Annotated in this window: 19 protein-coding genes, 4 tRNA genes, 1 pseudogene and 1 riboswitch; of the genes and pseudogenes, 16 read left to right on the top strand and 8 right to left on the bottom strand. The window is 43.9% G+C overall.

What is annotated here, in order from left to right; all coding sequences use genetic code 11:
• Positions 1 to 12 precede the first annotated feature (12 nt).
• The 5 genes and pseudogenes from QUE24_RS05280 (at position 13) to QUE24_RS05260 (ending at position 5,289) form a co-directional block, all read left to right on the top strand.
• Positions 13 to 966: a PQQ-dependent catabolism-associated beta-propeller protein gene (locus QUE24_RS05280; RefSeq protein ID WP_286305568.1), complete on the top strand. Its 954-nt coding sequence runs from the start codon at positions 13 to 15 to the stop codon at positions 964 to 966.
• A gap of 115 nt (positions 967 to 1,081) precedes the next feature.
• Positions 1,082 to 1,597, top strand: a complete 516-nt coding sequence (locus tag QUE24_RS05275; RefSeq protein WP_286305567.1) for a hypothetical protein — start codon at positions 1,082 to 1,084, stop codon at positions 1,595 to 1,597.
• A pseudogene (gene mpl, locus QUE24_RS05270) lies at positions 1,597 to 2,939 on the top strand (UDP-N-acetylmuramate:L-alanyl-gamma-D-glutamyl-meso-diaminopimelate ligase). The gene QUE24_RS05275 and the pseudogene mpl overlap by 1 nt, the downstream one beginning before the upstream one ends.
• Before the next feature lie 2 nt (positions 2,940 to 2,941).
• Positions 2,942 to 3,574, top strand: coding sequence for a UbiX family flavin prenyltransferase (locus QUE24_RS05265; RefSeq protein WP_286305566.1), 633 nt, complete (start codon positions 2,942 to 2,944; stop codon positions 3,572 to 3,574).
• Positions 3,575 to 3,618: 44 nt separating this feature from the next.
• Positions 3,619 to 5,289, top strand: coding sequence for a formate--tetrahydrofolate ligase (locus tag QUE24_RS05260; protein WP_286305565.1), 1,671 nt, complete (start codon positions 3,619 to 3,621; stop codon positions 5,287 to 5,289).
• Between the two features lie 89 nt (positions 5,290 to 5,378).
• On the opposite strand, the gene QUE24_RS05255 is transcribed toward QUE24_RS05260, so the two are convergent.
• From QUE24_RS05255 to hslV, 8 genes are all read right to left on the bottom strand, one after another.
• Positions 5,379 to 6,089, bottom strand: coding sequence for a hypothetical protein (locus tag QUE24_RS05255; RefSeq protein WP_286305564.1), 711 nt, complete (start codon positions 6,087 to 6,089; stop codon positions 5,379 to 5,381).
• Between the two features lie 19 nt (positions 6,090 to 6,108).
• A riboswitch (cyclic di-GMP riboswitch) is annotated at positions 6,109 to 6,188 on the bottom strand.
• A 53-nt stretch (positions 6,189 to 6,241) separates the two neighbouring features.
• Complete coding sequence (gene djlA, locus QUE24_RS05250) at positions 6,242 to 7,075, bottom strand: co-chaperone DjlA (RefSeq protein ID WP_286305563.1); 834 nt, start codon at positions 7,073 to 7,075, stop codon at positions 6,242 to 6,244.
• A 5-nt stretch (positions 7,076 to 7,080) separates the two neighbouring features.
• Positions 7,081 to 8,751, bottom strand: a complete 1,671-nt coding sequence (gene ubiB / locus QUE24_RS05245) for a ubiquinone biosynthesis regulatory protein kinase UbiB (RefSeq protein ID WP_286305562.1) — start codon at positions 8,749 to 8,751, stop codon at positions 7,081 to 7,083.
• A 43-nt stretch (positions 8,752 to 8,794) separates the two neighbouring features.
• The gene (locus tag QUE24_RS05240) at positions 8,795 to 9,385 is read right to left on the bottom strand and encodes a ubiquinone biosynthesis accessory factor UbiJ (protein ID WP_286305561.1); all 591 of its coding nucleotides are present in this window, start codon (positions 9,383 to 9,385) and stop codon (positions 8,795 to 8,797) included.
• A gap of 4 nt (positions 9,386 to 9,389) precedes the next feature.
• Positions 9,390 to 10,136, bottom strand: coding sequence for a bifunctional demethylmenaquinone methyltransferase/2-methoxy-6-polyprenyl-1,4-benzoquinol methylase UbiE (gene ubiE, locus QUE24_RS05235; RefSeq protein WP_286305560.1), 747 nt, complete (start codon positions 10,134 to 10,136; stop codon positions 9,390 to 9,392).
• Between the two features lie 14 nt (positions 10,137 to 10,150).
• On the bottom strand, positions 10,151 to 10,507 hold the full coding sequence (locus tag QUE24_RS05230; RefSeq protein ID WP_286305559.1) for a gamma-butyrobetaine hydroxylase family protein: 357 nt from the start codon (positions 10,505 to 10,507) through the stop codon (positions 10,151 to 10,153).
• Positions 10,508 to 10,518: 11 nt separating this feature from the next.
• Positions 10,519 to 11,838, bottom strand: coding sequence for an ATP-dependent protease ATPase subunit HslU (gene hslU / locus QUE24_RS05225; protein WP_286305558.1), 1,320 nt, complete (start codon positions 11,836 to 11,838; stop codon positions 10,519 to 10,521).
• An 8-nt stretch (positions 11,839 to 11,846) separates the two neighbouring features.
• Positions 11,847 to 12,389 (bottom strand): ATP-dependent protease subunit HslV, encoded by a 543-nt coding sequence (hslV, locus tag QUE24_RS05220; protein ID WP_286305556.1) that lies wholly within the window; start codon positions 12,387 to 12,389, stop codon positions 11,847 to 11,849.
• A 192-nt stretch (positions 12,390 to 12,581) separates the two neighbouring features.
• On the opposite strand from hslV, the gene QUE24_RS05215 reads away from it, so the two are divergent.
• From QUE24_RS05215 to rplL, 11 genes are all read left to right on the top strand, one after another.
• Positions 12,582 to 12,666, top strand: a tRNA-Tyr gene (locus tag QUE24_RS05215).
• Between the two features lie 24 nt (positions 12,667 to 12,690).
• Positions 12,691 to 12,764: transfer RNA gene (locus QUE24_RS05210), tRNA-Gly, on the top strand.
• A gap of 20 nt (positions 12,765 to 12,784) precedes the next feature.
• Positions 12,785 to 12,860: transfer RNA gene (locus QUE24_RS05205), tRNA-Thr, on the top strand.
• Positions 12,861 to 12,936: 76 nt separating this feature from the next.
• Positions 12,937 to 14,127 (top strand): elongation factor Tu, encoded by a 1,191-nt coding sequence (tuf, locus tag QUE24_RS05200; RefSeq protein ID WP_286305555.1) that lies wholly within the window; start codon positions 12,937 to 12,939, stop codon positions 14,125 to 14,127.
• Between the two features lie 59 nt (positions 14,128 to 14,186).
• A tRNA-Trp gene (locus QUE24_RS05195) sits at positions 14,187 to 14,262 on the top strand.
• 37 nt (positions 14,263 to 14,299) lie between these two features.
• On the top strand, positions 14,300 to 14,638 hold the full coding sequence (gene secE / locus QUE24_RS05190; RefSeq protein WP_286305554.1) for a preprotein translocase subunit SecE: 339 nt from the start codon (positions 14,300 to 14,302) through the stop codon (positions 14,636 to 14,638).
• A 13-nt stretch (positions 14,639 to 14,651) separates the two neighbouring features.
• Positions 14,652 to 15,185, top strand: coding sequence for a transcription termination/antitermination protein NusG (gene nusG, locus QUE24_RS05185; RefSeq protein WP_091716104.1), 534 nt, complete (start codon positions 14,652 to 14,654; stop codon positions 15,183 to 15,185).
• A gap of 85 nt (positions 15,186 to 15,270) precedes the next feature.
• Positions 15,271 to 15,705: a 50S ribosomal protein L11 gene (gene rplK / locus QUE24_RS05180; protein WP_091716106.1), complete on the top strand. Its 435-nt coding sequence runs from the start codon at positions 15,271 to 15,273 to the stop codon at positions 15,703 to 15,705.
• Entirely contained in the window at positions 15,705 to 16,397 is a 693-nt protein-coding gene (gene rplA, locus QUE24_RS05175) for a 50S ribosomal protein L1 (RefSeq protein ID WP_286305553.1), read from the top strand. The genes rplK and rplA overlap by 1 nt, the downstream gene beginning before the upstream one ends.
• A 209-nt stretch (positions 16,398 to 16,606) precedes the next feature.
• Entirely contained in the window at positions 16,607 to 17,134 is a 528-nt protein-coding gene (gene rplJ / locus QUE24_RS05170; protein ID WP_286305552.1) for a 50S ribosomal protein L10, read from the top strand.
• A gap of 58 nt (positions 17,135 to 17,192) precedes the next feature.
• Positions 17,193 to 17,570: a 50S ribosomal protein L7/L12 gene (gene rplL, locus QUE24_RS05165; protein ID WP_091716113.1), complete on the top strand. Its 378-nt coding sequence runs from the start codon at positions 17,193 to 17,195 to the stop codon at positions 17,568 to 17,570.
• Positions 17,571 to 17,724 lie beyond the last annotated feature (154 nt).

Here is a 17,724-nt window from a genome sequence, read left to right as displayed (position 1 = left end):
GAAGGAAGCATAATGAAATTAAAAAGTATTTTGTTAACGACATTGGTTTTAGCCAGCACAGCGGCCTGGGCTGAACCTTCACACCGTGCATTTGTGACCAATGAAAAAGACAATACAGTCAGTGTTATTGATACAAAAACCAATGAGGTAATCAATACCATCAATATCGGAGAACGTCCTAGAGGTATCGGTTTATCGCCAGACCAAAAACAGCTTTATGTTGCCATCAGTGAGGAAGGCGCTATTGCCGTTGTAAATCTTGATACATTAGAAGTGGTAAAAAAACTGGATGCAGGTGATGATCCGGAAACATTTGATGTGGCACCTAATGGCAATATCTACATTTCTAATGAAGATGACGCACAAGCCAGTGTGATTGATCCCAAAACAGGCGAAACCATTGAAGTGATTCCCGTTGGTCTGGAACCAGAAGGTGTCGCTGTTTCACCTGACGGAAGTCTGGTATTGGTCACCAGCGAGTCCACCAACATGGTGCATGTTATCGATACTGCAAAACATAAAGTGGTGAAAAATATTTTGGTTGCTGCACGTCCTCGTGGTCTAGCATTTAACAGTGACGGTTCATTGGCTTATTCAAGCAGTGAAGTGGGTAATGAAGTCACTATTATCGACACCAAAACGCTGTCCATTATCAAACAAGCAGAAATCGACTTACCTAATTCAAAACCGATGGACATAGCGGTTAGTCCTGATGATAAAACAATCTACGTGACAACTGGTCGTGGTAATTCTGTCGCAGTACTTGATGCCAAAACGCTTGAGATGCAGGCTAATATCCCTGTAGGCAAACGTGTATGGGGCTTAGGAATGACTCGTGATGGTTCGCGTTTATACACAGCAGATGGCGTGAGTGGCACGGTTTCTGTGGTTGATACAGCGACAAACAAAAATATCAAAACTATCAACGTTGGAAAATTCCCATGGGGCGTAGTGGTTGACGATTGATTTATAGTTAAACCTTCTTAGAAAAAGCCCGGTTATAAAGCCGGGCTTTTTTGTTTGTGATGAAAAAGATCATTAAATACTTTGTTAGCAATTACTGACACGTTATTATGCCTCGATGAATAAAGTGATTAAGCGTTTTTTGCAGATTTGTTTGTTCCAGGCCAGCCCTGCAGATATTCCAGCATCATCAGTATTAGTTAATATCAGTATCGTCTGTTACTTTATGGTCGGCGTGCTGGTCAGTCATATCGATCACAACTGGATTATCAGTCTCGTGGCGAGTCTAGCCGACACAATTATGTTGATCATCGTGACAAAACTATTATTAGTCAGTAGAGGTTTATCTCATCGCTTTGAACAAACTGTTACAGCGATGGCCAGTACTGGCGCTATCGTAGGTCTGGTGAGTTGGCCTGTTTTTTCTGTATTCAGGTTGGTCGAACCACATAGTCAACTGACCAGCATCATTCTATTGATGGTGCTTATTATCATTTTCTGGAGTTTATTTGTTGTTGCACATATCTTCAGGTATGCACTAGATATCCGACCGGGGCTGGCAGCCGTTATCACGGTGGCATATGTCATCGTATCGTTGATAGTTGTTGGACTTACTATTTCAGGAGTGACTTAATGCACATTCATATACTGGGGATTTGCGGCACCTTCATGGGGGGCTGGCGATTCTTGCGAGGGAGTTAGGCATGACAGTCAGTGGTTCTGATGCCAATGTCTATCCGCCTATGAGTGACCAACTTGCAGCTGCAGGTATTGATGTAAAAGAAGGCTATAAACCTGAGCATTTAGACCCTGCACCTGATTTAGTGGTGATGGGCAATGCCATGTCGCGTGGCAACCCGGCTGTGGAGTATGTTTTAAACAAAGGTCTGCCTTATGTGTCTGGCCCTCAATGGTTAAATGAACATGTCCTGCAAGGCAAATGGGTATTAGCGGTCTCGGGTACACATGGAAAAACGACGACGAGTAGTCTATTAGCATGGATTCTGGAGCATGCAGGTATGCAGCCAGGTTTCTTGATAGGCGGTGTCCCTGATAATTTTGGCGAAACAGCACGTTTAGGTAATACGCCATTTTTTGTGATTGAGGCAGATGAGTACGACACGGCCTTTTTTGATAAACGTTCAAAATTTGTGCATTACATGCCCAGAACACTGATTATTAATAATCTTGAGTTTGATCATGCTGATATCTTTGATGACCTGGCGGCAATTCAAAAGCAATTCCACCATCTGGTACGAACGGTACCTGAACAGGGTTTGATTATTTCACCTCAGGATAAGACGATTGACCATGTCTTTAATATGGGGTGTTGGACGCCAAGACAGACATTGGGTGTTAATGCTGATTGGTGTGCGACATTATTGAAAAATGATGGCAGTGAGTTTGAAGTCAGATATGGTGAGTCTACAGCCCGAGTCAGTTGGGATATGCTCGGCCAACACAATGTGAATAATGCGCTTGCCGCTATTGCTGCTGCCCATCATGTTGGTGTCACGGTTGAGCATGCCTGTGAGGCTTTATCCGTGTTTGCTGGTGTGAAGCGTCGTTTAGAGTTAAAAGGTGAAATCAATAATATTCGTGTTTATGATGATTTTGCCCATCATCCGACAGCGATAGCAACAACAATTGCTGGGCTGAGAGCCAAAATAGGTAACCGTCGTCTGGTAGCTGTATTGGAACCTCGTTCAAATACGATGAAGATGGGAATTCACCAAGATACTCTGGCTCAGTCACTTATTCAGGCAGATAGAGTATTGTTGTTACAAGATAGCGACTTGAAATGGTCATTAAAAAACGTGACTGAAACACTGGGCGAACATGTTAGTGTCTTTGACTCGATCGATGCTATTGTGAAGACGATCAGCCAGGAAGCACAAGCGGGTGATGAGATTTTAGTAATGAGTAATGGTGGTTTTGGCGGTATTCATCAGCGAATTTTAGAGGCGATAGCTTAAGAATGTTGGATCAGCAACAAATTGCATTAGCCATTACCGGTGCTTCTGGCGCGCCTTACGCGAAGCGTTTATTGCAGGTATTACTCAAGCAAGGGCTCACGGTACATTTAATGATTTCTACCGCTGGTAGAATTGTGCTCGCTGATGAACTCAATTGGAAGTTGCCTGCAAGAGCATCGGATGTGCAGGAAAAGCTGAGTCAGGAATTCGACTGTGTTCCTGAACAATTGCAGGTTTATGGTGAACAACAATGGTCATCACCACTGGCAAGTGGTTCACATCGCGTGCCCGCCATGATTGTGTGCCCATGTACCATGGGAACGTTATCAGCAATTGCTTGTGGTCAGAGTGATAATTTAATCAACCGTGCTGCCGACGTCATGCTTAAAGAAGATCGGAAATTGATCGTGGTTCCAAGAGAAGCGCCATTTTCTGTGATTCATCTCGAAAATATGTTGAAGTTAGCTAAACTGGGAGTCTGTATTTTGCCACCCAATCCTGGATTTTATTTTAATCCAACATCCTTAGCTGAAGTGGTCGATTTTGTTGTCGCGAGAATACTTGACCAAGCCAAGATAGAGCATGACTTGATGCCGCGATGGGGGAGTAATGGGCTATTCGGGATTCGTCGTTAACTCACGTATAATGTGGCTTAAATTTAATGCCGTTCAGGAAAACCATGTCTGATATTGAAATTGCCCAACAGGCTGCCATGCAGGAAGTCATCCAGCTCGCCGAGAAAAAGCTGGGTCTTGCCTCTCAACATATTGACCCATACGGACATTTCAAAGCGAAAGTATCATTAGATGTCATGGATGAGTTGGCAAACCGGCCCGATGGTAAGTTAATCCTAGTAACTGCTATTAGCCCGACTCCTGCTGGTGAGGGAAAAACGACAACCACGATCGGCCTGAGTGATGCGCTAAACCGAATTGGTAAGAAATCCATTGTCTGTGTACGCGAACCTTCTATGGGGCCATGCTTTGGTTTGAAAGGCGGGGCTGCCGGTGGTGGTTATGCTCAGGTAGTACCCATGGAGGATATCAATCTTCACTTCACGGGCGATCTGCATGCAATAGCTTCAGCCCACAATTTATTATCAGCGATGATTGATAATCATATCCATCATGGAAATGCCTTACAGTTGGATGCCAGACGTATTGTTTGGCAGCGAGTCATGGATATGAATGACCGTGCATTGCGGGATATCGTGGTGGGTATGGGCGGTTCTGCCAATGGTTATTTGCGTGAAGAGCGTTTTGATATCGTTGTTGCTTCAGAAGTTATGGCTATCTTTTGCCTAGCTAATTCTTTACCTGAGCTGAAGCAACGCTTGGGAGATATCCTGATCGGCTATTCCGTTGATGGGACACCAAGATATGCTCGAGAAATCATGGCCCACGGCGCTATGGCTGCATTATTAAAAGAAGCGATAAAACCCAATCTTGTGCAGACCTTAGAAAATAATCCAGCCTTTGTTCATGGTGGTCCATTTGCGAACATAGCGCATGGCTGTAATTCGGTTATCTCAACCAAAATGGCACTTAAGCTGAGTGATTATGTGGTCACTGAGGCGGGCTTTGGAGCGGATTTAGGTGCTGAGAAATTTATTGATATTAAGTGTCGCAAAGCTGGGATTAAGCCAGATATGGCTGTTGTTGTCGCCACAGTAAAAGCCTTGAAATATCACGGTGGTCTGGAACTGAAAGAGCTTGGCGAAGAAAACCTGGATGCGTTACAGGTGGGACTGGCTAATTTAAAACGGCATTTAAGCAACTTACAAAATGAGTTTGGTCTACGCTGTGTTGTTGCCATCAATCACTTTGTTAATGATAGCGATGCAGAAATAGAACTAATTACAACGGCTGTAAAAGAAATGGGGGCTGAAGCCATTCTTGCTCGTCATTGGGCACAAGGTGGGGCCGGTGCAGAAACACTGGCGGAACGTGTTGTCGAAATACTGGATAGCCCTGCTGAGCCTTGTCGTCTGTTATATCCTGATAGTTTACCGCTATGGGACAAAATCAATCAGGTTGCTAAACGTCTATATGGCAGTGGTGAAGTCGTTGCTGATAAAAAAGTGATGGATAAGATCGCTATGTTGAACGAGCAGCACGGGGATATTCCAGTTTGTATGGCAAAAACACCGTATTCTTTTAGCGGTGACCCGAGCTTACGTGGCACGGCTGAGAATCATACGCTGACAATTCGTGATGTTCGTCTGTCAAACGGTGCTGGTTTTCTGGTTGTACTTTGTGGGGATGTGATGACTATGCCTGGATTACCTAAGCACCCAGCTGCTGAACGTATTGATATTGATGATAATGGCTCAATAGTCGGGCTGTTTTGATATAAAAAAGCTCAAATATTAAGGGTGTTAAGCAAAAAAGCCGTAAAGATTTATCACTACGGCTTTTTTCTTTTATGTGCTTAAATTTTTTAAGCCTGAGTATTCACCTTGCGACGCAAACCAAGAAAACCTAACAACGCTGGAGCAAACATCCATAAGGCAGCAGGTACAGGCACTGCTGATGGCGTTTGGATATAACTAGCAAAGCCAGTTTCTTCAAAGTTAATTTCATGTGAAAGTGATGCATAAATGAATAATGCATTATCAAGCAGAATATCAGCAGAAGGTAATGTTGATATAGGGCCAGTGAAAAAGTCTTTATCAAACATCATCAGGCCAGACAGAGAAAAACTTTCTGTGAATTCAGACACCGGAAAAAGAGTGCTAGTTGTAAATAGAATCGCATCACCTGTGATATCGGGATTGAGACCTTTATTCACCATTGATGTAACGATATCTGTATTGAATGCATCAAGGTTTGCAATAGTATTATCTAATATACTGAGAGCAAACTGGCTGCCATCAAACAAAGTGGGGGCAGCTGTACCTGAGAGAACGTAATTTGATGATACGTATGTACTCACTGTGCCTGTGCTTGGAAGAGTATATGATGAGTAGAGGGTCGCTGATGCTAGGTCTGTATCGTAAGACCATGTAGCTGGTGCAGACTGGCCGAGCAATGAACTTAGGTCGCCATTAGCTGTTTGCCATGAACCATTAGTTGATAAGCTTGTTGCAGCTATAGCAGCGTTAGTTAAACCAGTAAATAAAGCCAGTGCGATAAAAACTATTTTTTTCATGTGTTCTTTCCTTAGATATTATTGCAGTACAGCCACCTTAGTATCATAAGGTCTGTAACTTTCCGTCCTTGGTTCACACCGAGTTTGGCTTTGGTTAAAGTGTTTCCAGAAAAAATAGTACCAAACAGATAATAATAAATAAAACGAAATTGTTAACTTTGTTCTCGATGTTTTTTTATTAAATCGTATGCTAACTGAATTTCTTTCGCTTGCTCTGTCGCAACGGCAATCATATCTTCTGGAACGCCTTGTCCCATGAGTTTATCCGGATGATATTGGCTCATCAGTTTTCGATAAGCACGTTTAATTTCTTGATTAGAACTCTTTTCAGTCACCCCAAGCGCTTTATAAGCATCGGCCAATTCATCAGAATAAGAGCGCTGCGGACCGGAAGAGTATTGCTGCTGATGACCTCTTGCGAAACTTGCCTGGCTCATCACCATATCCAGAATACGGTTAAACTCGGCCCGGTTATATCCTAGCTGAGCAGAGACTTGTTCCAGAATATCTTTTTCTTGTGGATCAAGCTTACCATCAGCTAAGGCCATGACTATCAGGTAAACCAGTAAGACTTGTTTTAAATTAAACGTATTACCACAATGTTGTTTGAAATGATTCATTGTGTCTGTAATATCAAAGTCGGGTTCTGCGCCTCGCTTAAATTGGCGGATGGCTTCTTGTCGATGCTCACCCGACATCCCCATTTTTTTGATAAAGGCTTCCACGTGATCGATTTCAATCTGGCTGATTCGACCATCTGCCTTCGCTAGTTTCCCCATCAAAACAAACACAGTTTCAAGAAAAACTGTTTGACGGGTTTGACTTGTAAATGGATTAGCACCGCCCAGACCATACGCTCGTATACGGTCAGCAAAACCACCAAACAGTAAGCCAATCAGTGCGCCAAAAATTCCTAAAATGAGTAATCCTACACTCATCGTACTGAGTAATATAAAGCCTAGAATAAGGCCAATCCACTTAAACATAACAATTAACTTTTGTTTGAAATACTAAAATAAATAAGACCGAGCCCCCATAGCCCAAATACCCAGCTCAGTACTGGTAACCCTGCAAACATAGTTGTCGAGTAACCATCGAGACCGGTGATAACGGCAGCGCCTACCAAAAATGCAGCGCCAGAGGTAGCAGCAGCACTACGATAACTGGCTTTTTTGATTTCTTTACGCAGCTGTTGAATATCATGTGATGCTAAATTAACGTTCAGCTGACCATCTTGGGCTCTCTTAGTCAGGTCATATAATAGACGCGGCATCTCGGGTAAGGTTTCAGCCCAATGAGGAGCTTCTTGCTTTAGCGTTCTTAACGCTGCTTGCCAGCCCATTTTTTCCTTCATCCATGATTCTAAAATGGGTTTGGCTGTTTTCCATAGATCCAGATCGGGATAGAGGTCACGGCCCAAGCCTTCAATATTCAGTAAGGTTTTTTGTAGCAGCACCAACTGTGGTTGCACTTCCATATTAAAACGACGCGCTGTTTGGAAAAGTCTCAGCAGCAGTTGTCCGAAAGAAATTTCTTTTAAAGGACGAGCGAATATGGGTTCACAAACACTTCTTATGGCTGCTTCAAACTCATCAAGTCGAGTCTCAGCCGGCACCCAGCCTGATTGCACATGTAACTCGGCAACCCGGCGATAGTCATGATTAAAAAAGGCAAGGAAATTTTCAGCTAAATAACGCTGATCATCTGGAGATAATGTCCCCATGATGCCAAAATCAACAGCAACATAACGTGGATTTGCCGGATCATGACTATCCACCATGATATTACCGGGATGCATGTCCGCATGGAAAAAACTATGCTTGAATACTTGGGTGAAAAAGATTTCGACCCCCATTTCTGCCAGTTTTGCCATATCCACACCTTTCGCGATTAAACCTTCAGTATCGCTAATAGGCGTGCCATAAATACGTTCTTGAACCAGGATATTAGGCTTGGTCAGCTTCCAGTATATCTTGGGGACATATAGTAAGGTGGTGCCTTCAAAATTGCGTTGCAGTTGAGAGGCTGAAGAGGCCTCGCGCAACATATCGAGTTCATCAAAAAGGTTCTTCTCAAGCTCAGCTACGATCTCTCTGGGCCGTAATCGTTTTCCCTCAGACCAGTATCGTTCAGCAAAAGATGCCAAGGTATACAACAAAGCAATATCACGCTTGATAATGGGCTCTATGCCAGGACGAACCAGTTTTATAACGACTTGCTCACCACTTTTTAATGTAGCTGCGTGTACTTGTGCAATGGAGGCAGAAGCTAATGGTTCTGGTTCAATATGAGCAAACAATGTCTCAATGGATTCTGCTTCATAGGCTTTATCAATCAGTTGTTTTGCTTGCTCAGCGGGAAAAGGTGCTACTTGGTCTTGAAGTTTAGCTAATGAATTGGCTATGTCAGGCGGCAAGAGATCGCGACGCGTTGATAACACCTGTCCAAACTTTACAAAGATAGGTCCTAAGTCCTGTAATGCCAGTCTTAATCTTTCGCCTCGAGGCAGTGTCGATTGTTTATTGCGCCAGCGGTGTGGCGATAAAAAACTGAAATACCGAAGCGGACGCAATAAATGGATTGCTTTGATCACTTCGTCCAGGCGATGTTTTGCCAGGACGTGATTAATTTGAATCAGCCTGGATAACTGATTAGCCTTCATTAATGGCTCCTTACATGGTTATGACTGCGGTCAAGGGACAATGTCAATACTCTGTTTCCAACCTGTTTATTCGTGCTTCAAGTCGATCGATATCCGCAGTTAACCTGTCCACATCATTCATAAAGTCATCAATTTGAATCTTGTCCGGTAATATGTGCGCTTCTTCACGAAGGTACTCGGAAAGTGACATAGATAATGAACGTTGAGTTGCATTCAGCCATGAGAAACTGTGTTTAATCGTATAACTAAGCGGTTGGGCGATAACGTCACCAGTTATGTTGGCTATTTGTTGTTCCCAATCAAAATCGAAACCATCCAGTACGTCTTGTAATTGTTTAGCGAACTGAACATTACCGTGAATATGGATTTCATTAGAAAATAAATGCTCAGGCTGCTTGGCGAGTTTTAATAAACTCAAGGCTTTCGCAGTGATTAATAAGTCAGCGTTCTCTTCATCGTTATGTGACAATTTGACAGTAGATTGATGGAAGGAGACATGCAGATATTGCTGCCAGTCTTCAACATGGATAACGATGACGCGATTTTCGAAAGCCTCAAGGCGCTCACACGTTTCAGGATCCTGTTTTAACCCCTGATTGATGGCAAACTCGATAGGACGCAATAGTGTAGTCATGGGGTTAGAACTTGTAACCACGATGGAGTGAAACGATGCCAGCAGTCATATTGTGATATTCGCAACGTTCAAATCCCACATTTTCCATCATCTGTTTCAAGGTCTCTTGGTCTGGGTGCATACGAATAGATTCAGCCAAATAGCGGTAGCTGTCTTCATCACCAGTAAATACTTTTCCTAGTTGTGGCAATATCTTGAAGGAATAGGCGTCGTAAACGGGGGCCATCCATTCAGCAGGTTTAGAAAACTCCAAGACCATCAGTTGACCGCCGGGTTTGAGAACCCGATACATTGAAGCTAAGGCTTTGTCTTTATCCGTGACATTACGCAAGCCAAAAGCGATGGTAATACAGTTAAAACTATTGTCAGGAAAGGGTAGAGCTTCTGCATTGGCTTGAACATACTCGATATTACCGACAATACCGTCATCTGTTAGACGGTCACGACCAACATTGAGCATTGAGGCATTGATATCAGCTAACACTACTTTACCTGTGTCACCAACAAGCTTGGAAAATTTTCGCGTCAAGTCACCTGTTCCGCCTGCGATATCTAGAACTGTAGCTCCGCGCCGTACACCACTGTTGAGAATGGTAAATCGTTTCCAGAAACGATGAATGCCAAGCGACATCAAGTCGTTCATAAGATCATATTTACCGGCAACGGAGTGAAAAACCTCAGCTACATGCTTGGCTTTTTCGGCAGTGGGCACTTCTTTGTAACCGAAATGCGTTGTCTCTTTAACTTCCATAACGTGACCTATTGTTATTGGCGCTGGTAACCGGCTTTTTCGAGCCGGTTAAGATAGTCTTGCCAAAGGGATTCTTGATGCATGGCAAGTTCGTATAAATAATCCCATGTATACAAACCACTGTCATGACCATCATCAAAAAACAACTTTAGCGCATAGTGACCTACGGGTTCGATTTTATCGAGACCAACATTTTCTTTACCTGTTTGCAGAACTTCTTGTCCGGGACCGTGCCCACGTACCTCTGCAGAAGGTGAGTAAACGCGTAAATATTCAGCGGAAAGACGATATTGCCTATCGCCATAACTGAGAGATAGGCACTTTGATTGTTTGTGCAAGGTGATGTCTGTTGGTAATTGAGTTTCTGCCATTAGAGCATTCCTTACAGAATATAGCGTGATAAGTCTTCGTCTTCAGCTACAACGGACAGTTGTTCATTGACATAGTCTCTATCAATGACGACGGAGAGATTCTGTTCACTCCCTGCTTCATAAGAAATGTCTTCTAACAATTTCTCAAGCATGGTGTGTAAGCGTCGTGCGCCAATATTTTCGGTTTTCTCATTCACTTCCCAGGCCAGTTCGGCAATTCGTTCGATACCGTCGTCGGTAAAACGAAGTTCCACTCCCTCAGTAGCCAGCAATGCAATATATTGCTCGGTTAATGAGGCATCAGGTTCGGTCAGAATGCGGACAAAATCCGCAGAAGAAAGTGCATCAAGTTCGACGCGTATGGGTAAACGACCCTGAAGTTCAGGAATAAGATCAGAAGGTTTGCTCAAATGAAAGGCGCCAGAGGCAATGAACAAAATATGATCGGTTTTTATCATGCCGTATTTAGTGGAAACTGTACTGCCCTCAACCAGAGGCAATAAATCCCGCTGAACGCCTGCACGCGAGACATCAGCGTTATTACCACTCTCACCACGACCGGTGATTTTATCAATTTCATCAAGGAAGACAATGCCGTTTTGTTCGACACGCTCCAGCACATCCGCTTTCAACTCTTCTTCATTAATGAGTTTTAGGGCTTCTTCTTCAGCCAGTATGCGCATGGCATTACCAACAGTAATCTTGCGTGTGCTCTTACGGTTTGTTCCCATGTTCTGAAACATTTCCTGAAGCTGACTGGTCATCTCTTCCATGCCCGGTGGAGACATGATTTCTACACCAACATTTGGCGCATTCAGTTCAAGTTCAATTTCGCGATCATCGAGCTTACCTTCGCGCAGCATTTTGCGAAAACGTTGGCGAGTGGCTGATTCATCTTCACTATCAACATCGCGTGCTGGTCGCAGTAAGGCATCTAAAATGCGTTCTTCTGCAGCATCTTCGGCTTTTGTTTTAACTGAGGATATTGCCGATTCACGTAACATCTTCATCGCAGTTTCAGCGAGGTCGCGAATGATTGATTCAACATCACGGCCAACATAACCCACCTCAGTAAATTTTGTGGCTTCTACTTTAATGAAAGGGGCATTAGCGAGAGCGGCAAGTCGACGAGCAATTTCTGTTTTGCCTACACCCGTTGGGCCAATCATAAGAATGTTTTTTGGCGTGACTTCATGTTGAAGTGAGGTATCTAGTTGTTGGCGGCGCCAGCGGTTACGCAAAGCGATAGCAACCGCTTTTTTTGCCGCTTGTTGTCCGATGATGCGTTTATCAAGTTCGTTAACTATTTGTTTTGGCGTTAATGATTGCATGGTAGATGTCAGTTTGATTCCAGAGTTTCGATTGTAAGATTGTGATTAGTATAGATGCAGATATCAGCGGCAATATTCAACCCTTTCTCAACAATTTCCCTCGCACTGAGTGACGTGTTTTGCAATAAAGCGGTCGCAGCAGCTTGAGCAAACGGACCGCCAGAACCAATAGCAATAAGACCGTGTTCTGGTTCGATTACATCGCCATTACCAGAAATAATCAGTGATGCTTCTGCATCGGCGACAGCGAGTAAAGCTTCTAAGCGCCGCATCATCCGATCTGTGCGCCAGTCTTTAGCTAACTCAAGTGCACTTCTAGTTAAGTTACCTTGATGCTTTTCAAGCTTTGCTTCAAAGCGTTCGAACAACGTAAATGCATCTGCGGTGCCACCGGCAAAACCAGCAATCACTTTACCGTGATAAAGACGTCTGACTTTGCGTGCATTGCCTTTCATGATGGTATTGCCAAGACTCACCTGCCCATCACCACCAATGACCACTTGGCCGTCACGGCGATAGGAAAGGATAGTCGTACCGCGGTACTGCTCCATAGAGACTCCTGTTTGATTTTTTAAAGTGTGACAAATTTATAGAACGCAATAGTATACTATTCATGCTTTTCTACTTCAGTTAATCATGAATAGATTTAGCCATCTCGAGTACAAAGACAGCAGCTAAATAAGAATTACTGATTTAAGTGTTGACATTAGTCTCTGTTTTACGGAAAATGCCACGTCTTTAGTGGAGGGGTTCCCGAGTGGCCAAAGGGATCAGACTGTAAATCTGACGGTTCTACCTTCGAAGGTTCGAATCCTTCCCCCTCCACCATTTAATATACAAGATGACTGAATTGCGGGTGTAGTTCAATGGTAGAACTCCAGCCTTCCAAGCTGATCACGTGGGTTCGATTCCCATCACCCGCTCCATTTTTTTTGGAAGAATTTAGGCCCGCATAGCTCAGTCGGTAGAGCGCATCCATGGTAAGGATGAGGTCATCAGTTCGATTCTGATTGCGGGCTCCACAATTTGTCTTAGGCAGGGTATTCCTGCCTGTTTTGATTTTTTGGCTCAATAAATTTAGTGCCGGGGATACTACTCATGTCTAAAGCAAAATTTGAACGTTCTAAACCCCACGTCAACGTGGGCACTATTGGTCACGTTGACCATGGTAAAACTACGCTGACAGCGGCGATCACCAAAGTGTTGGGTGAAATGTCTGGTGGTGAATTCAAAGATTACGCGGATATTGATAACGCACCAGAAGAAAGAGAGCGTGGTATCACTATCTCAACAGCTCACGTCGAATACGAAACAGCAAATCGTCACTACGCTCACGTAGACTGCCCAGGCCATGCTGACTATGTTAAAAACATGATCACCGGTGCGGCACAAATGGACGGCGCGATTCTAGTTGTTAACGCAGCAGACGGCCCTATGCCACAAACACGTGAACACATCCTGTTATCACGTCAGGTTGGTGTACCTTTCATCATTGTCTACTTAAACAAAGCTGACATGGTGGATGACGAAGAACTGATTGAATTAGTCGAAATGGAAGTCCGTGAACTGTTAGACAGCTACGACTTCCCAGGTGATGACACACCTATCATTGTTGGTTCAGCACTGAAAGCCTTGGAAGGCGACACAAGCGAGATTGGTGCACCATCAATCATCCGTTTAGCCGAAGCGATGGATACCTACTTCCCAGAACCAGAACGTGCCATTGACGGTGCCTTCCTGATGCCGATTGAAGACGTATTCTCAATCTCAGGTCGCGGTACAGTTGTTACCGGTCGTGTAGAGCGCGGTATTGTCAAAGTAGGTGACGAATTAGAAATCGTTGGTATTAAAGATACCCAAAAAACCACCTGTACAGGTGTTGAAATGTTCCGCAAGCTGTTAGACCAAGGTCAAGCAGGGGACAACGTAGGTGTCTTGTTACGTGGTACAAAACGTGAAGACGTAGACCGTGGTCAGGTACTGGCACACCCAGGCACTATCAAGCCACACACACGTTTTGAAGCGGAAGTGTATGTACTGTCGAAAGACGAAGGTGGTCGTCACACACCATTCTTTAATGGTTACCGTCCACAGTTCTACTTCCGTACAACAGACGTAACAGGCGCATGTGAATTACCATCAGGTGTAGAAATGGTTATGCCTGGTGATAACGTTAAGATGGACGTAACTTTGATTGCACCGATTGCGATGGAAGAAGGGTTACGTTTTGCTATTCGTGAAGGCGGCCGCACAGTTGGTGCCGGTGTCGTTAGTAAAATCGTCGAATAGTATTAGGATGCCACAATGCTGAGTGCATAGGCACTCAGCAATTTTTGAGAGCATATGATAGGCCAGTAGCTCAATTGGCAGAGCGACGGTCTCCAAAACCGTAGGTTGGGGGTTCGATTCCCTCCTGGCCTGCCATCATATGTTTTCCTCAAAGCGGATATAACGAATAAAAATGGCAGACAATATCAAACTAATTATCGCAGTTGTCTTAATGGCGGCTGCGATTACTTTGTTTTATACCTACGCAGAGTATTCAACATTGTTACGTGTACTCGGTCTCCTGGTCGTTGCTGGCGTATCACTGTTTATCGCCTCTAAAACAACCATCGGCTCAACGGTCTTATCTTATGTAAGAGATACCAATGTTGAAGTTAGAAAAGTTGTATGGCCCACACGTCAAGAAACGCTTCAAACGACTTTAGTTGTTATCTTAATGGTAATGATGGTCGCGTTGATGTTATGGGGCGTTGATTCATTATTAGGTTGGGGCGTTCGCGCTCTAACGCTATAAAACAGGGTTTCAAATGAGTAAACGTTGGTATGTAATTCAAGCTTATTCAGGCTTTGAAGCACAAGTGAAACGGTCTCTCGAAGAGCGTATTAATCGCCTTGAACTGCAAGACAAGTTCGGTGAAATCCTCGTCCCGACTGAAGAAGTCGTTGAGATGAAAGAAGGGCAAAAGCGCAAGAGTGAGCGCAAATTTTTCCCTGGATATGTTCTCGTCAATATGGAAATGGATGATGAAACATGGCATGTGGTCAATGATCTGCCACGTGTGCTCCGTTTTATTGGTGGTACGGGTGACCGTCCGGCTCCAATTAGTGAAGCTGAAGCCAACCAAATTCTACAACGAGTTCAAGATGGCGCAGAAAGTCCAAGACCTAAAGTCTTGTTTGAACCCGGTGAAGTGGTTCGCGTGACTGATGGTCCTTTCAACGACTTTACAGGTGTTGTTGAAGAAGTGAATTACGAGAAAAGTAAACTGCGTGTTGAGGTGGTTATTTTTGGTCGCTCAACACCTGTCGAATTAGAGTTTAGCCAAGTAGCAAAAGGCTAAATTCAACAAAAAAGGTCAACTTCATTACGTTGACTTGATATTTAAGCGGGGAGCTGAAAAGCGTTTGTACCCATAAGGAGAAATCATGGCAAAGAAAATTGAAGCTTATATCAAGCTGCAAGTGCCAGCCGGCGGTGCTAACCCAAGCCCACCAGTTGGTCCAGCGTTAGGTCAGAAAGGCGTGAACATCATGGAGTTCTGTAAAGCCTTCAACGCGCAAACGCAAAACATGGAAAATGGTCTACCAATTCCAGTTGTTATCACAGTTTATAATGATAAGAGTTTTACTTTTATCACTAAAACACCACCTGCTTCAATTCTTCTGAAAAAAGCGGCAGGCCTGAAAAGTGGTAGCAGCCGACCTAACACTGACAAAGTCGGTACAGTGACTCGTGCACAACTTGAAGAAATTGCAAACACAAAAATGCCTGATCTGTCAGCTGCTGACTTAGACGCTGCTGTAAGAACAATTGCAGGTACTGCTCGTAGCATGGGCCTGAATACGGAGGGTGTTGAGTAATGGCTGCTTTAGGTAAAAGAACTCGCGCTATTCGCGAGAAATTAAAAGACGGCAAAGTGTTTTCAATTGATGATGCGTTAACTTTTGTGAAAGAAAACGCTTCTGCGAAATTTGTTGAATCAATTGATGTCTCAATCAACTTAGGTGTTGACCCTCGTAAGTCTGACCAAGTTGTTCGTAGCTCAACTGTACTACCCAATGGTACTGGTAAAACTGTTCGTGTTGCTGTTTTTGCACAAGGTGCAAATGCTGATGCGGCAAAAGAAGCCGGTGCAGATGTTGTCGGTTTTGAAGACCTAGCTGAAGATATCAAAAAAGGTAACATGGATTTTGATGTCGTTATCGCTTCTCCTGATGCTATGCGTATCGTCGGTACACTTGGTCAGGTTTTAGGTCCACGTGGTCTGATGCCAAACCCTAAAGTGGGTACTGTGACACCAAATGTTGCTGAAGCTGTTAAAAATGCTAAAGCTGGTCAGGTTCGTTACCGCACAGATAAAGCGGGCATCATTCATTGCCCAATTGGAAATGCAGGCTTTGAAACCGACGCATTACGTCAAAATTTACAAGCGTTGATCGATGATCTTAACAAGCTGAAGCCAAGCTCAGCAAAAGGCGTCTACATCAAACGCATCAGTGTCTCTAGCACAATGGGTGCAGGTGTCACTGTAGATAAATCTTTCTTAGGATAGATTAAAAAATTTGGACCGCTCAGCCTTCGGGCTGAGTCGTCTAAGACCGCAGGTAAGTAATTTTAATTGGCTCTTTGTAAGAGCAAGCCTGCGCAGACGGGTTCAGCTGCAGAATCTCTGACGTTGAATACCGTAAAAGGTGGGAGTGGTTTCACTCTCTTGTTTAGCAACTATTCATTCAGTAATGAATGAACCTAAGGAGGTCTTAGGTGGCTTTAAATCTTGAAGGTAAAAAGGCCGTCGTTGCTGAGGTCGCTGAAGTAGCTGCCAATGCTTATTCTGCTATTGCAGCAGAATATCGTGGGTTGACAGTTTCTGAAATGACCGAGCTACGTGTTGCAGCTCGTAAACAAAACGTTTATTTGCGTGTTGTTCGTAACACATTAGCTCGCCGTGCTGTAGAAGGTACTGATTTCGCCTGCATGCAGGAAGGAATGACAGGTCCTTTGATTCTTGGCTTCTCTATGGAAGATCCAGGTGCAGTAGCACGGGTCATGGGTGATTTTGCGAAAGATAACAAACAACTTGAAGTCAAAATGGTTTCTCTGGGTGGAAAATTATTCCCGGCCAGTGAGCTGGATAGACTGGCGAAGATGCCAACCAAAGATCAAGCTATAAGCATGTTCATGGGTACCATCAAAGCGCCTATTGAGAAATTTGTTCGTACTTTGCAAGCACCTACCAGCAAGATGGTTCGTACGTTCGCGGCTGTTCGCGATGCGAAAGACGCAGCTTAATCCTTTACTGGGTTGAGCAAGTAAATAAATTCTGTAAGCTTGAAATAGGAAAATTATCATGGCTGTATCTAAAGACGATATTTTGGAAGCGATTTCCAATATGACTGTTGTTGAGATCGTTGATCTGATCGAAGCAATGGAAGAAAAATTTGGTGTAACTGCTGCTGCTCCTGTAGCTGCTGCCGCTGCTCCTGCTGAAGGTGGCGCTGCTGCTGCCGCTGAACAAACTGAGTTTGACGTTGTTATGACAAGCTTCGGTGACAATAAAGTTTCTGTCATCAAAGTAATTCGTGGCATCACTGGTCTTGGCTTGAAAGAAGCTAAAGACATGGTTGAAGGCGTACCTGCTACAGTTAAAGAAGGTGTTGAAAAAGCTGAAGCTGAAGACGTTGTTAAACAACTTACTGAAGCTGGTGCAGCTGCTGAACTTAAGTAAGCATCACACACATCGTGATGGTCAAATGACTATTACGAAAAAGAAAATGGCTGGTGACTTTGGTCACCGGCCTTTTTCCGTTGCTGGTCAGTGCATATTACTGACCATTAAGAAAACAATCTTTCCTGAAGTCCACAAAAGTGAACTCAGGACG

The sequence above is a fragment of the Methylophaga marina genome (assembly GCF_030296755.1).
Lineage (GTDB): Bacteria > Pseudomonadota > Gammaproteobacteria > Nitrosococcales > Methylophagaceae > Methylophaga > Methylophaga marina.
Note: the sequence above shows the minus strand (reverse complement) of the source record. Positions and strands in the feature narration are given on the sequence as shown.